This is a genomic window from Alteromonas sp. KUL49 (assembly GCF_006538345.1).
Lineage (GTDB): Bacteria > Pseudomonadota > Gammaproteobacteria > Enterobacterales > Alteromonadaceae > Alteromonas.
In genome coordinates this window covers 377,341-394,583 of the sequence record NZ_BJKL01000001.1, presented here as the reverse complement: position 1 = coordinate 394,583, position 17,243 = coordinate 377,341, and the positions used below count along the sequence as shown (strand labels likewise).

Annotated in this window: 6 protein-coding genes; all 6 read left to right on the top strand. The window is 45.6% G+C overall.

The window, feature by feature from the left end; translation table 11 throughout:
* The first annotated feature begins 5 nt into the window (after window positions 1-5).
* The 6 genes from EYS00_RS01645 to EYS00_RS01620 all read left to right on the top strand — a co-directional run bounded on the left by EYS00_RS01645 (window position 6) and on the right by EYS00_RS01620 (window position 17,199).
* Window positions 6-1,994 carry a flotillin family protein gene (locus EYS00_RS01645; RefSeq protein ID WP_130634830.1) on the top strand — a complete coding sequence of 663 codons (1,989 nt, stop codon included), beginning with the start codon at window positions 6-8 and terminating at the stop codon, window positions 1,992-1,994.
* A 52-nt stretch (window positions 1,995-2,046) separates the two neighbouring features.
* Window positions 2,047-7,098, top strand: a complete 5,052-nt coding sequence (locus EYS00_RS01640; RefSeq protein ID WP_130634829.1) for a DNA repair ATPase — start codon at window positions 2,047-2,049, stop codon at window positions 7,096-7,098.
* Window positions 7,099-7,381: 283 nt separating this feature from the next.
* Window positions 7,382-10,657 (top strand): glycosyl hydrolase, encoded by a 3,276-nt coding sequence (locus EYS00_RS01635; RefSeq protein ID WP_130634828.1) that lies wholly within the window; start codon window positions 7,382-7,384, stop codon window positions 10,655-10,657.
* Between the two features lie 85 nt (window positions 10,658-10,742).
* A complete protein-coding gene (locus tag EYS00_RS01630; RefSeq protein WP_130634827.1) occupies window positions 10,743-13,841 on the top strand; it encodes a TonB-dependent receptor in 3,099 nt (1,032 codons plus the stop codon).
* Between the two features lie 48 nt (window positions 13,842-13,889).
* Complete coding sequence (locus EYS00_RS01625) at window positions 13,890-15,743, top strand: cellulase family glycosylhydrolase (protein WP_130634826.1); 1,854 nt, start codon at window positions 13,890-13,892, stop codon at window positions 15,741-15,743.
* Window positions 15,736-17,199, top strand: a complete 1,464-nt coding sequence (locus EYS00_RS01620; protein ID WP_130634825.1) for a phosphomannomutase CpsG — start codon at window positions 15,736-15,738, stop codon at window positions 17,197-17,199. The genes EYS00_RS01625 and EYS00_RS01620 overlap by 8 nt, the downstream gene beginning before the upstream one ends.
* The last annotated feature ends 44 nt before the right edge of the window (window positions 17,200-17,243 follow it).

Genomic DNA, 17,243 nt, shown 5'->3' with positions numbered 1-17,243 from the left:
CTTCGATGGGCACTGATTTTGTATTTTGGCTAGCCTTAGCTGGTGGAATATTAGTCTTTTTATTGATTCTAATCTTTTCAATAGCAAGCTTGTACAGAAAGGTAGAGCAAGGGAAAGCAATGATCGTAAACACTATGCGTTCAGAGCCGAAAGTCACCTTCACAGGTTCCGTGGTACTGCCTGTATTCCACAAAATGGAAGAGATGGATATCTCTCTGAAGACCATCGAAGTAGACAGAAACGGCTCTGACGGGTTGATTTGTCGCGATAACATTCGGGCCGACATTAAAGTAGGCTTTTTCGTGCGCGTGAATAAAAATAGCGACGATGTACTAAAAGTTGCCCAAGCCATTGGTTGTGAGCGAGCATCAAATATAGAAACACTTGAAGCGCTATTTAGTGCCAAGTTCTCTGAGGCACTTAAAACCGTAGGTAAGTCGCTAGATTTCGAAGACCTATACGCCAAGCGTGACAAATTTCGCGATCTGATTATCGATAATATCGGCACAGACTTAAACGGCTATGTACTTGAAGACGTGGCCATTGACTACCTTGAACAAACGCCTGTAAGCAAGCTCGATCCAAACAACATTTTGGATTCTCAGGGTATTCGTAAAATCACTGAACTTACCGCTGAACAGCACATTCAAACCAACATTTTTGAGCGCGATGAGCAAATGAAAATCAAGCGCAAAGATGTGGAAACTCGCGAAGCGATTCTAGAATTAGAGCGTCAGCAAGCTGATGCAGAAGCGAAACAAAAGCGTGAAGTAGAAACCGTACAAGCGCGAGAAGCAGCAGAAACCGAGCGTGTTCAACACGAAGAAAAGCTAAAAGCAGAGCAAGCTCGCGTACAAGCCGAGCAAGAAATTGAAGTACAAGAGCAAAACAAACAGCGCGAAATAGAAGTAGCTGAAAATAACCGATTGCGTGCTGTAGCGATTGAAGAAGAGCGAGTGGTAAGAGCCCGCGAGCTAGAGCAAATTGACCGCGAAAAAGAGGCGTCATTGCAACGCATTGCCAATGAGAAATTGGTAGAGCACGAAAAACGTGAAATTGCTGACGTTATTCGCAGCCGAGTTGAAGTAGACAAAACAGTAGCGGAAAAAGAAGAAGAAATTAACGAACTTCGCGTAGTGGCTGAAGCTGACCGCAACAAGCAAGCACAAATTATTGCTGCCGAAGCGCAAGCAGAAGAAGCGTTAGTCAAAGACATTAAAGCAGCAGAAGCAGCAGAGAAATCTGCTGAACACATTGCCAAAGAAAAGGCCATTATTGCTCAAGCCGAATTAGAAGTGGCTGAGAAAAACGCTATCGCTAAGCGCAAAGAGGCGGAAGGTTTAGAGGCCATTGCCGCAGCGGACGGTTTAGCCGAAGCCAAAGTTATGGAAGCCAAAGCGTCTGCCACTGAGCAAGAAGGTATGGCAGAAGTTCGCGTAAAAGAAGCCATGGCAGAAGCTATCGAGAAGTCGGGTGTGGCCGAAGCAGAAGTCACTGCGAAGAAGGCAGCTGCTGAAGCTGAAGGCATGACGAAGAAGTTTGAAGCCATGAGTACCATGTCTGAACAACAGCGCAGTCACGAAGAGTTCAGAATGGAACTTGATAAGCGCCACGAAGAACAAATGGAAGCCATTCGCACCAATGTTGATATTGCCTCGCATCAAGCAAGTGTGCTCAGTGAAGCACTTAAACAAGCCAATATTGATATTGTGGGTGGTGACACCGCTTACTTTGATTCATTCGTAAAATCTCTGTCGGTAGGTAAAGCGATCGATGGCACCATCAACAAGAGTGATACCTTAACCACAGCACTTACACCACACATGGAAGGTGACGCCAGTCTTGTGGATGACGTTAAAGAGCTCGTCGCTGGGTTTGGACAGTCGAGCGGTAACGCTAAAGACACCGCCATTACTGCGTTGGTCGCCAAGTTTTTGCAAAACAATGGTGATTTAGACCAGTTGAAATCATTACTTGGGAATAAAGACAAGTAAGCTGTAACCAAAGTTACAGCCCCCAGTTAATGAGTATTCACAGGGAGTAGCGATGGCTTCGACAGATTCGCAACCAGATGCCACTGAACAGGTCACCTCAGCTGTTGCTGAGGGTGGCGCTTATGAAGTGATTAGAGGTCGTCTTGAACAACAAGGCAACCAGCTAAAAGTCCATACAGACAATCTTAATCAGCAACGTATTGATGAGTTTGGCCAAGCCCGTTTAGACGTACTTGGTCGAGTGCGGGTGCGTACAGAAAACAACTGTATTGCCCGCGATATTGTGCCAGTTGGTGACTACTTACTGTTTGGCTATAACGTTTATTTAGGGCTCAAAAAAGAGACCCAAGTTAAAGACGTATTTTCACTGTATAAGCTCAATCAGTCAGACAGCGGATTTGAGTTAGAAGAGCAAGACATTGCAAGTACCTTCCTCGACCAAGCAGAGTTTGTAAAAGAATTTGCCGAGCTTTACGTTTACTATAAAGAAGCTCGACTTATTCAACTCAAAGTACAAGGCGACTTGCTTTTCGCCGTATTTCAAATTGGCCGAAAGATAGAGGATGTTCGGGTTTTCCAGTGGCGAGTCAATAAAGACGGCACGGCGAATTACATCGACAATCGGGGTGAACGCGCCATTAAACGAGCACCTTCTCACGATTTTGAATGGCACTCCACTGGTCGTGAAATGCACGAAGCGGGCAGCCATCCTCATATCAATATTCTCGATACTGTATTTGTTGAAACCATAGGTGGCAACCTAACGGTAAAGGTTGAAAACAATACTCAAGACGGTTTGGGCATTTATCAAGAACCCGTTGAAGACAAAACCCAGTCTCTTGCAGATGCAGATGTGTCATATGCCCAAGTGGGCAGTTTGATTCTGCTAAAAATTATTCCTTATCGCGAAAAAGAAGCCCGTTACTTGGTGTACAACAGCCGTACCTTACAAGTACAGCGAATAGATGCTATTGGGCATGCCTGTGTCTCTTTACCCGAAGACCACGGCATTATTTTCCCCGGGGGCTATTACCTTAAGAGCGGTGAGAGCAAATCGTTTCCTGATCGCATTGATGGGTTGAACTTTAAACGCAGCATTCGCTCTCCCAATGGCGAGGATGTGTTGTACATTTTCTACGAGCCAGAGAATGGACTCGTTGGGCTATATTCCTACAACCTTATTCGAAAAGAGCTTCAAAACCCGATATACGGTCACGGATACAGCATATTTAAAAATGGCACTGCGGTAATATTTAATGCAGAAGCTGAGGCCACTCGAATTCACCCCATGCAAGTGTGGGAAACACCCTACAGTAGTGAGGAATACGCCGCCGCTCAACCCACCACCGATAGCTTTTTGAGCCGTATAGGCAATAAAGAGTTAGTACGAGGTATTTCCGACCTCACCAGCATTATTCGTATGGTTGCCAATCCAACGCCTAGCAAAAATCTATATGAAGATCTTATCAGAGGGGCAAAAAGCCTCTTTGATAGCTACTACTGGTTAGAAAGTGATGAACTGCAAGGCGCAGCCGAGGTAATCAAACAGATCGTTGAAACCGCGGAACTGGTTATCGACGAATTTGAAAAAGTTGAACAAATCCGCGCACAAGCGGCAGAAGCGCTTAAGCAAGCTGAACAGAGCCAGTTATCATTGCTATCCAGTATCAGCATTGCAAATTGGGACACTCCTCAACAATATGTAGACTGCCTGACAGGATTGAGAAAACAGCGCGGTCACCTAATAACGCTAAAAGAACAACGCTACATTGATTTACCTCGCATCGAAGCGATGGATGAAGAAGTTACCGAAGCCTTCGATAAAGTCAGCGATGCCACCGTAGATTTCTTATCGTCTGATGAAGCACTCGGCCCCTTTGAACAGCAAATTGCCGATCTAGATAAGCAGATCACTGAAGTTACACTTGTGGTCGAAATTGACCCTATCAATGAGCAACTCGATACCTTGTCTGAAGGCTTAGATCTACTGATTGAAGTTCTCAATGGTCTGAAGGTAGAAGACGCCACCGTTCGTACGCAAATTCTAGATGCGATTTCAGAGCTTTATGCCAAACTCAACCAAATCAAAGCCAAAGGTCGCAAACGCCGCTCTCAACTGGGATCGGGTGAAGCAAAAGCAGAGTTTGCCGCCCAATTTCGCCTATTTTCACAAAGTATCAATAATGCATTGGCAGTGTCGGATACTCCTGAAAAAGCCGACGAACAGCAGTCTCGTTTGGTTATCCAACTTGAAGAGCTAGAGTCCAAGTTCAGCGAATACGACGAGTTCCTCGATGAAATCATGGCACAGCGTGATGAGCTTCACAGTGCTTTTGAAAGCCGTAAACAAAGCTTGATGGAGGCTCGTCAGCGCAAAGCGCAGAATCTATTTTCTGCGGCAGAGCGCATTCTCAAAGGCGTAACACGCCGCGCCACCAGCTTTCAGGATAACGACGAACTCAACACCTATTTCGCCGCCGATCCTATGGTACTCAAATGTGGTGAGTTAGTTGCTAGCTTACGCGAAATAGATGACCAGATAAAAGCAGACGATATTCAAGCCAAGCTCAAAGCAGCAAAAGAACAAGCTATTCGCAGCCTTCGCGATAAGTCAGATATTTTTGAAGACGGTGGCTCGGTCATCAAGCTCGGTAAGCACAAATTCAGTGTTAATAGCCAGCAACTCGACCTTACCTTACTGCCTAAAGATGACGGCTTGTACCGACACCTAATTGGTACCGACTACTACGAGGTCATTGAGTCTGAGGAATTGCTTGCTTTGCAGCCCTACTGGCAGCAAGCATTGGTGTCGGAAAATGACAAGGTATCGCGGTTTGAATACTTAGCGTTTCAGATCATTCAAGATGCGGAACACAGTCGCAACGGCATTAGTTTAGAAAAGCTCTATGCTCTAACATCTGAACCACAAGCACTCAATAAGCTGATACGTGAATATGTAGCAGAACGCTATCAAGAAGGCTACGAAAAAGGTATTCACGATGCCGACACCAGCGCTTTGCTGCAAGCGATGTTACCCGTTCATCAGCAAGCAGGACCATTGCGCTATTCGCCCAAAGGACGAGCGCTTGCAGTGCTATTTTGGCAATTTGCAGGGCACACTAAACAGCAACAACAAATTTGGCAAAGTCAGGCCGCCAGTGCCGCCATACTCGCCAAAACCTTACATAGCAGAAATGGCTACACCCAGCTCATTGCCGAGTTAACATCAAGTATCGCGCAATTTACTGAGAACTTCGGTTTACCTTTTTCTGCCACAGACATTGGTATCAGCGCAGACTACTTGAGCCTAGAACTCGCTCAACCTCAAGTTGATTTTGTGACGAGCACCAGTGCGAGAACGCTAGTTCAAGGCATGCAGGATACTCTAAAAACACTAGGGCACGAGCGGGAGTTTCAAACCGCTTTATCACAATTAAATGAACTGCATAGTCAGCACCAGGGACTACTTGAGCAGTGGAACCTCACACAAGCATGGTTGGTCGCTTTATGTGAACAGAATGACCAATTTAGCCAACTCGCCCACTATATCGATGAGGCTACTTGTTTGGTGTTGTGTGGTGAAGGGCTTGCGACTCGCCCATCTGATATCAAACTGCAGCTCACACTCAGTGATTTGTTGTCAGATCACAAGCGCATTGTCGATGGAAAACTGACCGTGGCACTGGACGAATTTAACGACAGATTAAACCGTTTTGTTAACCACGACATTGTTCAGTTTAAGCGTTACCACGACCTTCGCCACGAACTGATGGAACAAGGCAGAAAAGAACTTCAGCTCGAAAGCTTTATGGCAAAGCCTTTGAGTTCATTTGTGCGAAACCAGCTCATCGATCAGGTATATTTACCTATTATCGGTGACAACCTTGCAAAACAAATGGGTACCGTAGGCGAAAACAAACGTACCGACCTCATGGGTTTGTTACTGCTAATTTCACCACCGGGTTATGGTAAAACCACATTGATGGAGTACATTGCTGACCGCTTAGGGCTGATTTTCATGAAGATCAATTGCCCGTCGTTAGGGCATGATGTTACCTCTATCGACCCGACCAACGCACCTAACGCCACAGCGCGACAAGAACTAGAAAAACTCAATCTTGGCCTAGAGATGGGCAACAACGTCATGCTATATCTTGACGACATTCAGCATACTCACCCTGAGTTTTTACAGAAATTCATTGCGCTGTGTGACGGTACACGTCGAATCGAAGGTGTGTGGAAAGGTCAGAGTAAAACCTATGACATGCGCGGCAAAAAGTTCTGTGTGGTAATGGCAGGTAACCCATACACAGAATCCGGTGACGTGTTTACCATTCCAGACATGTTGGCCAACCGTGCTGATATCTACAACCTAGGTGATGTGCTTGGCGGCAAAGAAAAAGTTTTCGCACTCAGCTATTTAGAGAACTGCTTAACCTCTAACCCTGTACTCGCCCCATTAGCCCTTCGAAACATGGATGATGTGTATAAACTCATTGCTATGGCAGAAGGCGAGCAAATAGCCTCAACCGATTTATCACATCAATACAGTGGTGCCGAGTTAAACGAGATCACTCAAGTACTCAAACACTTGTTAGAGATTCAAAAAGTGATACTCAAGGTCAACCTTCAGTACATTGAATCTGCGGCAACGGCTGATGATTATCGGGTAGAACCCCCATTCAAACTTCAGGGAAGTTACCGCAACATGAACAAAATGGCGGAAAAGGTTTCCGCTGTTATGAATCATGAAGAGTTGATGCAGTTGATTGGTGATCACTACGTAGGTGAAGCGCAGACCCTCACCACAGGTGCAGAAGAAAACTTACTCAAGCTCAGTTATTTACGAGGCGTTATGAATGCCCAAGAGCAAGAGCGTTGGGAACACATATGCAACACCTACTCAAGTAAGCAAAAGCTTCAAGTTGAGGGTGACCCTACGGTACAGGCAGTTCAGCAGTTAGCGAGTATGGCCAACACCTTAGAAGTCATTAAACAAGACATGCTTCAATCAGACACTGGAGACCTCATTCGCCCCATAAATCGCGTGGCTGCGGCAATGAAATTGCTCAGCGATACGTGGGATGGAAACAGTGAAAAATAATAACCTCAGTTCGCTTAAAAAAATGTAATCAAGCTCCATCGTTAACAGAAAGTTAAAAAAAGGAGTTGTGTATTTCACAATTTTGATTTAATTTACATTCATGAATAAACCGGTTCACTTTATCTTCACTAGTGCTTCCGGTTTTTTTAAAGAAGCAAAGTGAACCGGTTCACTTTGCACAACCACGAAGAAGCTAGATGCCAAAATAATGCTCAATGGCCCGGAGCAAAGGAAATGCGTCGAGTTTCTCTGAATAGTGAAAAGCGTTGAGGTAAATAATTAAATGTTTAACCAAGCAAACCAACTCACAAGATGGTTCGGTGTATCTGCGTTAGTCGTCTCGCTAACCGCATGTTTAGGTGGGGAATCTCTCAATACAGAAACCGCAGTTTACGAACCAGAATCGAAACCTCTCAATGTCATTGCGCCAGAAGGGCAAGAAGTGAAGCCTGGCGATTCAGTCACTCTCACTAGTCGACTGGTTGGCACCGTTTCAGGTCAATACATTCAGTGGGAACAAGTCGCCGGCCCAACTATGGATATCGGTGATATCAATTCTGACTCTATCTCTTTTACCGTACCTGACACAGTACTTGCAGCTACGTTGGTATTTAACGTTCATGCGTTAAATGACGACGGTAGCGCGGCAACCGATGAGAATGGTGATGCACTGGTCGACACTGTTAGCATTACGGTATTCGACCCGGATTCAGTGGTGCAATTGGATGTAAGCGATACATCTACCGTACTTAATGGTGCGTCGTTAGTCGTTGAAGGTGATGACCAATTCATCTTAGGCGCTAACATGGATACCCACACCGCTGATCTAGAGCCTGGTATGTCTGTTATCTTCAATATAGATGACGTGCAAGGTGCATTCACTCTGAATGTCCGCTATGCAATTCCGTCAGACTACGGCGGTAAAATGGCCGGTGTCAGTGTTAATGGCGTAGACTATGAACTTAGCTTCGATGCCACAGGTTCATGGGAAGAAATTCGAGTAGGCGTTGTTGAACTTAAAGATGGTGCAAACACCATTGAAGTAGGTGGTGGCTGGAACTACTACCGCATTGACAGCATTTCTTTGATTCCTTCAGCGGAAACACCACCGCCTAAGCCTGTAGTACCAGAGCTAGTTAATGCCAATGCAACGCAAGCTGCAAAAGATCTTGTCAGCTACCTTGGAGAAAACTACCTCAACTACACCCTGACAGGTCAAACTGAGTTTCCGACCAAAGAAGGCGATGAATTCCCACTTATCGAAACTCAAAAGATCCTTGATGCCACAGGTGATGATGCGCCTGCAGTTGTAGCGTTTGATTACATGAACTACTCATCATCGTATGCAGGCGGCAATGGCAGTTTTGAAGGGTTATCAGAATCTATCATTAAGCACCACAATGAGCGTAATATTATCGTATCAGCCCTGTGGCATTGGCGTGCGCCAAGCGGTAACACAGCTACCGGCGATGGCAGTTTCTACAGCGATGGTACTACTTTCGATTTGGCCGCAGCATTGGCTGATACCGACAGCGCTGAATATCAACAGCTTATTGATGATATGGATATTATTGCCGTTGAATTGAAGAAGCTTGCTGATGCTGATATCCCGGTATTGTGGCGTCCAATTCACGAAGCTGAAGGCGCGTGGTTCTGGTGGGGTAACTTTGGTGCCGATACGTTTAAAGACCTTTGGGTATTAATGTACGACCGCTATACCAATACTCATGGTCTGAATAACCTTATCTGGACATTTACGCATACTTCAACACTAAGCAACGATTGGTACCCAGGTGACAATTATGTAGACATCGTTGGTTACGACGGCTATGCCGAACCTCGTAATGACACATCAGCGACTTTCTTTAGTCAGTACAACACATTGAAAGATCGTCACGACGGCGTGAAGCTAGTGGCGTTAACAGAAACTGGCACTATTCCAGACGTTACCTTAATGCATGAACAAAAAGCGTACTGGTCATTCTTTATCACGTGGAACTCTGAAACCTGGAACCCAGACTCAGTTATTGGTCCACAAGGTGCGAACCCATCTGATATTGATGCCTTCTATGCTGGCGATAAAGTACTTAACTTAGCCGATGTTCCTGGAGGTAGAGAGCAAGTTTCAGGTACCTATACCGATTTCGAAGCTGACACTTACCACTGGGAAGGACAGGTTAACTGGTCACCAACGGACGGCTTAAATGTAAACAACATGTGGGCAATGTCTGGTTCGATGGCACTAAACCTTACTAAAGACTTAACCACGTACGATGCTGTTGAAAACGTCGTGTTCCAAACCTATCCAGCGGGCGGCTTAGACGTTACAGACAAAGTTGCAATCAACGTTTATGTGGGCGCAGTTGACGCTGGCAGCGAAGTTAATGCTCATATTTTCTATAAAGCGGGTGAAGGTGACGCTGTGCAGAGCTGGCCTGCAGCTGACGCACTTGTTGACGGTATGGCAAAACTCACTATCTCTTTACAAGATGTGATTGACGCAGGATTGACCTCATTAAATGGTCTTGGCGTGCGCTTCCAAGGTATGGATGCCACTCAAACCGCTGCTAAATTCTACGTGGATCGCGTGGAAACAGTAGATAATGACGGTAACCTGTCTATGGTGTACGACTTTGAACCCGAAGTCCCTTTCTGGCACGGTCAAATCAACTGGGGACCTACCAGTGGCACCACACTTTCATCGGCATGGTCTGCCATGGGTGGACAGTCATTTGGGCTCTACAAAGACTTAACTGCCTACGAGAGTGTTGACAATGCGGTACTACAAGCCTATCCAGAGGGTGGCATTGATGTAACAGGCTTCACTGCACTTAAGGTATATGCAAACGCCATTGACGCTGGCCCTTCAGTTAACGCACATATCTTCTACAAAGCTGGCGAGGGTGATGCGTACCAAAGCTGGCCTGAAGCTACAGCACTGACTGACGGTGGCACTGAGTTAATGATTGACCTTACGGATCAAACTGATGGTGATGGTAACGCGGTCAGCTTAACTTCATTGAACGGAATGGGTGTTCGTTTCCAAAGCATTGACGGTGCAAACACGCAAGCCAAATTCTTGATTGACGCCATCATGGGTGTAAATGCAGACGGTAATGAAACACTGCTATACAGCTTTGAAGACACAGGTGAATTTGAGCTGCAAATCAACTGGGCACCAGTGACAGGACTTCAACTTTCTGATGCATGGTCTGCTTCGGGTAACCGTTCACTAGCTGGCTACACCACGATTGAAGATGGCCAAGAAGTCATTCTTCAAACCTACCCAAGTGGCGGCATATTACTCGCTGACGGTGTTACCTCACTATCACTTACGGCCAACGTTGCGGATGCAACAGATGGTGTAACCGCTAAGTTGTGGGCAAAAGACCAAGATGGTGTATGGCGAGACGCTGGTGCGGTCGCAGTGACAAGTGGTGGTGTTGACCTATCACTGGATATCTCTGATTTGAATGAACTGCAAGGTTTTGGTGTTCAATTCCAAGGCCTTACCAGTGAACACTCTAAGTTTTACATCGATAACCTTGTTTTCAATTAACCGAGCTGATTGGGCGGGTGTCCCGCCCAGTCTTTAAATCTATAAAACGACAAGGTTTAAGCACACGATGTATAAGGAAAAGAATATGAAATATTTAGTATGTCAGGGTAAAAAAAGCCTAGTGGCATGTAGTGTTGCTCTCGCTCTAATGAGCACAGCAACAACAGTGAACGCGCAAAGTGACGAAACCAGTGCATCTTCAGAAGACGTGGTTGAGGTAATTCAAGTACGTGGTCTGCGTGGCTCTTTGGTCAAGTCGATGAACGAAAAGCGCTACGCAGATTCCGTATCTGACACAATCTCTGCGACAGATATTGGTAAGCTGCCAGACGTCACCATCGCTGACTCTCTTCAACGTATTACGGGTATTCAAATAAACCGTTCGGGTGGTGAAGGTTCATCGGTCAATATTCGCGGTATCAATCAGGTGGGAACGACCCTTAATGGCGAGCAAATGTTGTCCGCGGGTAGTGTCACTTCTGTTCAACCAGACTTTACAGACATTCCATCGACCATGGTATCTGGGCTAGACGTGTTTAAGTCTAGAGAGGCAAATATGATTTCCTCGGGTATGTCTGGTGTTATCAACCTAAGAACTTATCGTCCTTTTGACCTTGAAGAAGGTTACACGGTTAACGCGAGAGTTGAAGCGACTGATGGCTCCATGGGCGATGAAACGGACAGCCTTTTTTCCACCTTTATCGGCTATAACAAAGACCGTGAGTTCGGTGCGACACTCACGGTAACAGCATCAAAGAAAAACCTCGCTGACTATCTGTTTGGCTCAACCGGTAATGATTGGGGCTTTGCTGCAGCAGAAGCGTCAAATTTCGCAGCTGCCAATGTAGATGCTAACGGCAATGGCTCAACAGACGACGTGTTCTATGCCTTTCAGGGACATCAGGCGTCTAATCAGTTTATAGAGCGTGATCGCATAGGTATAAACGGCTCTGTTCAATGGCAACTTACCGACAATATTGAATTGTTAGGTGAAGTGTTTTACACCGATATGGATGAGTTTCGTACTCAAGCCGGTTTTATTGCCTCTCAAGCTTGGCAGAATGTGACAGGCTGGTTCAACCCTGATGCAGACGGATTCACCTCTCACGAGAACTTCACCAAAGACGATGATGGTAACGTAGTCGATTTGGGCGGAACACTGAACTCTTTTCATTCAGGTGTGCTACAAGCGCGCAGAACCATGGTGCACTCTGAAGCAGACGCTATAGAAAAGGAATCTATAAATACTAACCTTGAGCTACGCTATGACAATGGCGACAACTTAACGGCATCTTTCCGTTGGGTTCATGGTGAAGCAAGAAACGACAATGCGCTCAGTGTTGTTGACGCCTATATCAATAGCGGTTCACAAGTAGGTGCAACATACAAAGGCGAAGGTGGCGTAGATATTGATGACGTAAACCCATGGGGATACGACGGCGTGGCACCTACCCTACCTGACGGTAGCACTGTCGACGGTTTCACTGTGATACCCGTTGGCATTCGTTACTCAGGAGATACACAAATATGGTCACTCCCGACTGAGCAAAACATCAATGGAGAGATGGTGTCGGAAGTCTTTGGTAGTAACGTTAATCGCTATTCACTAACATCAACAAACTTAACAGGTAGTCAACGAGAAGCTGAACTAGACGTGTTGCGCCTCGATGGTACCTACATGTTTGACCTAGGCCCCGTGGTATCTGCGGACTTTGGTGTGCGCTATGGTGTTCGCAACATTGAACAAAATGCTTGGATTGGTGGTGTAGCGCGTACCAATGCCTACGGCGACGCGTTCTTATCTCGCTGGAAAGATTCGGCAAGTCAGGCGCCTGAAACGCTAGAATCGTTTATTGACCCTATCTCATTTACCTCACTGCAAGAAAAAGGGTTCATTACACAAATCAGCGACTTCCAAGGCGTCAGTGGTCTAGGCTCACTGTATTTTGCAGATCCCAATGCAATGTCAGACCCTCTCGCTTGGCACAATGAAGTGTACGGTCAAAACATTCAATCACCTGATGGTGCAAACTCGTATGATCTTGAAGAAACGTCTACCGAGGCTTACGTTCAGTTTAACTTAGACGGCGAACTAGGTGATATCACGTACCGAGGCAATATTGGCCTTCGCTACGTCAAAACCGAGCTAGACATTAATCAGTCTGATGTTGCGAGTAACGGTTTTGCCACCTACAACGGTGTTGAATACGCCTTGTCTGGGGCGTTAGGCATGCTTCCACCTGCCTCAGCAGTGATTAATACGACAAGAGATTATGACGACCTTTTACCGTCGATCAACTTAGCATTCAACCTCACTGATGATCAGGTGCTCAGAGTGTCATTCGGTCAAACGGTAACCCCTCACAATACTAATAACTTGGCAGGCGGTATCAACGTAACTCGTATATTAGCGTGTAATGTGCAAGCCCCAGACGGCTCAGACGTTTTCTGTGCAACCTCTGCGTCGCAGCAAGGTAACCCGTCACTCGAACCTTGGCGTTCAACTAACTATGACGCGAGTTACGAATGGTACTTTAGTGACACAGGCATGCTTAGTGTTGCAGCTTTTGCCATCGAGATTGAGTCGTTTATTACTAATACGACACTGATGCTACCTATCCCTGATAGTGACGGAACAGTGCGTGGTTATGACCTAGTCACTGAGGAGTTTACCGGTCTAGTACCAACTACCACCATCGGCAACGGCGAAGGCGCGAGTGTTGAAGGTATCGAATTCGGCTACCAACAAGGTTTCGATTTCCTTGATGGCATTTGGCAGAACTTCGGTGTAAATGCAAACTACACTTACTCACCTAGCACCAGTGACGAGACTGACTACTATGGTGAAGACACGCCTATGTTTGATAACTCTGAACACCAAGCCAACCTAGCGTTGTGGTATGAAGACGACAAGCTTCAGTTCAGAGTGGCAGGTAACTACCGTAGTGAGACCTTCTTGTCTATTCGTCGCTTAGGCGAATACGAATTAGCACAATATCGAGAAGCGACTTTCTATCTCGATGCGTCAATGAGCTACGACATCAATGACAACTTTACTGTGTTACTACAAGGCACCAACCTGACCGAAGAGACTCGTCGTCAGTACTATCAATGGGAAGACATGTTAGACAAAGTTTTCCTCAATGAACGACGAATCACCCTCGGTGTGCAGTACCGCATGTAATCATCAACAAACGGGGCTGTCGCCCCGTTTTTTCTTCAAGGATCTACAATGAACTTTCGAACTGCCATATTTCTCTTGGGCTGTTCTCTATCTTTTGCCAGTTGCGCAACGAAAGTTGAGAAAACCGCCCCTGCATTTGAACACTTTATTACCGTAGAGGGTACTATGCTTTATGACGGTGATGAGCCTTTTCGATTTTTATCTTTCAACGTGCCTACACTCAATTACGTTGAAGACAACATGCAATTTACCAATCCCAACCCCTATGGATTGCCATCATCATTCGAATTGCACGACGTATTTAAAACCATCAACCAACTTGGTGGGCGCGTAGTACGCTCGTATACCATTCCCGTACACAACAAAAATTTTCCTAAAGAAGCGATCACTTATGTAGAAGCTCCTGGTGTTTTCAATGAGGAAGCATTTCGCAAACTTGATGAGGTTATCGCACTGGCGGGGGAGTACAAAATAAGGCTTGTCATTCCATTACTTAACAACTGGCAATGGATGGGCGGAAGGCCCAATTACGCTGATTTTCGTGGTAAAACTGAAGATGAATTTTGGACTGACGAACAACTTATCGCTGACTTTAAACAGACCATTGCCTTCGTACTTAACAGAGTCAATACAATCACAGGGATCCCTTACAAAGACGACCCTACTATTATGGCATGGGAAACAGGGAACGAGTTACAAAACCCACCAGAATGGGGAGTTGAAATAGCCCGCCATATAAAATCGATAGATCCCAAACATCTCGTCATCGATGGGTTTCACGCCATTCACTTGGAAGATCATTCGGTATGGATACAGCAGTACTCAATCGACGAGCCTGCAATAGATATGATCAATACCCATCACTACGAACCGAACGCTACTGAAACAATTGCCAATCTCAAAAAAACCGTCGAAATGATTGGTGGTAAAAAGCCCGTATTCTTGGGCGAGTTTGGTTTCATTAGCACGACTGGCATTGAGCGAATCTTAGACTATGTAATCAGTGAACCTGCCATTCCAGGCGGTTTTATTTGGAGCCTGCGTAGGCATCATCCTGAAGGAGGGTTTTACCACCATTCAGAGCCTGTAGGTTATGGTCTGTATCGAGCGTATCACTGGCCTGGTTTTGACGATGGGGAATCCTATGATGAGCGAAACTTACTGGCGCTATATCAACAGAAAGCATTTGAAATTCAAAACCAAAAGGTGCCAGAAATCGTCCCGCCGGAGCCTCCAACACTCCTCCCCTTCTCTGAATCACCCATTTTTAGTTGGCAGGGGTCAGTAGGTGCTTATGGCTATGACATTCAACGTTCAACCTCCGCTGAAGGCCCTTGGAAAACCATAGCTCACAATATCGATGATATCGAAACACCGGGGTTCGCACTGTACAGTGATACCAATGGATCAACAGGCGCCCATTACTTTTATCGTGTGGTAGCACGTAACCAAGCCGGTGAGTCTTCACCCTCAAACTTTGTTGAAATCACGATAGATTACAAAACGTTAGTTGATGGCGCTCGAAATTTATCTGTTTTGGATGACAGTGAAGGAGTTGAAATTAAAACCCGAGACTATCGCTCATTCAAAGAAGCATACAGTCGATTACACGGCAATGAGGGAAGCAGTATTCGCTACATTGTACCTGGAGAAGCAATAGGGATGACTGTTTATGCCTATGAGCGAGGCGATACTAATTTACTCAGCTTTGCGTTGGGTGATTCAAAAACACCAATTAATTCTGACCAGCTACAAGTCGATGATTTCGCCCTTGCAGAAACTAACTATGACTACCTTATTCCCCGTCGCTACAACTTGTCTTTAGACGGACACAATAACGTGACTATAAATTTTAGCGATACGGCTGATATTGTCAGAGTGGAGATGTTTTATCGTGACTAATACCAACCCCCTTACTTGTTTTAAAGCCTACGATGTGCGCGGCCAACTGGGCTCGCAACTAACACCCGACGTTGCCTATAGAATTGGCCGTGCCTATGCAGAGCATTTCAGCCCAGAATCTGTTGTTGTGGGCGGAGACGCAAGACTCACATCAGAGGCACTAAAGTTTTCTCTTGCTGCTGGCCTTATTGATGGCAACACAAACGTTATAGATATTGGCATGTGTGGCACTGAAGAAGTGTATTTTGCCACTATGCACCTGCCAGTTAATGGCGGTATCGAAGTTACCGCGAGTCATAATCCCATTGACTACAACGGCATGAAATTGGTGCGAGAAAAAGGCATACCTGTCAGTGGAGATACAGGTTTAAATACCATAAAAGCGATTGCTGAAAACTACGACAGTGAATGGATAGATGCTCAACTAGCCTATTGGCTCCTCGGCCAATACGCTGAAGATAATTTCATCAGTGGCAAGGACGTCATCAATGAAGAAAAATTACACACCTCAGGAAAGTATATACGTGATAGTAGTCGTAGTGCCTATGTCGACCATTTAATGACCTACATTACACCCAGCAACTTGTCTCATTTAAAAATCGTCGTTAATGCGGGGAACGGCGCTGCTGGTCCAGCACTAGATGCTGTTGAGTCAAAATTCAATGAGCTGGGTGTACCTATTACTTTTATCAAGGTCCATCACGCACCTGACGGCAACTTTCCTAATGGCATCCCTAACCCCATGCTAGAAGAGGGTCGAAAAGCAACAGAAGACGCAGTCATTGAACACGGCGCAGACTTCGGTGTAGCTTGGGACGGTGATTTTGACCGTTGTTTCTTATTTGATCACAAGGGCAATTTTATAGAAGGCTACTATATTGTGGGTCTACTCGCTGATGCCTTCTTAAGTAAGAATCCTTCTGACAAGATTGTTTTCGATCCTAGGCTGTATTGGAATACTCAAGGGATCATTACTCGTCACAATGGTAAGGGCGTTATGTGTAAAACAGGGCATGCATTTATCAAAGAACGCATGCGTAAAGAAAACGCCGTGTATGGTGGGGAAATGAGTGCACATCATTACTTCAAAGCCTTTTCCTATTGTGATTCTGGCATGATTCCATGGTTGCTCATCGCCGACTTGATGCGTCAGAAACAGACCACCTTAGCAGATATGATAGAAGCTCGTATAAGCGCGTTCCCTACGTCGGGAGAAATTAATATCAAGCACAAAGCACCTGACGAAGCGATGGAGAGAATCAAGCAACACTTTGAAAAATCCGCAACAAGTGCAGACTTTACCGATGGTATAGGGTTCAATTTTGATAGTTGGCGATTTAATCTACGTCAGTCAAATACCGAACCCTTGCTCAGACTCAATGTTGAAACAAGACAAGACACTGAACTATTGAAAACACAAACTCAGATGCTGTTACAGTTCATTGGTACTGAGTAAATTACCGGCCAACGGCGCTATCTTTCACTGATAGCGCTTTTTTC

Coding starts and splice junctions, on each gene's coding strand:
- EYS00_RS01635 (WP_130634828.1), top strand. CDS start 7,382: ATGTTTAACCAAGCAAACCAACTCACAAGATGGTTCGGTGTATCTGCG.
- EYS00_RS01640 (WP_130634829.1), top strand. CDS start 2,047: ATGGCTTCGACAGATTCGCAACCAGATGCCACTGAACAGGTCACCTCA.
- EYS00_RS01625 (WP_130634826.1), top strand. CDS start 13,890: ATGAACTTTCGAACTGCCATATTTCTCTTGGGCTGTTCTCTATCTTTT.
- EYS00_RS01645 (WP_130634830.1), top strand. CDS start 6: ATGGGCACTGATTTTGTATTTTGGCTAGCCTTAGCTGGTGGAATATTA.
- EYS00_RS01630 (WP_130634827.1), top strand. CDS start 10,743: ATGAAATATTTAGTATGTCAGGGTAAAAAAAGCCTAGTGGCATGTAGT.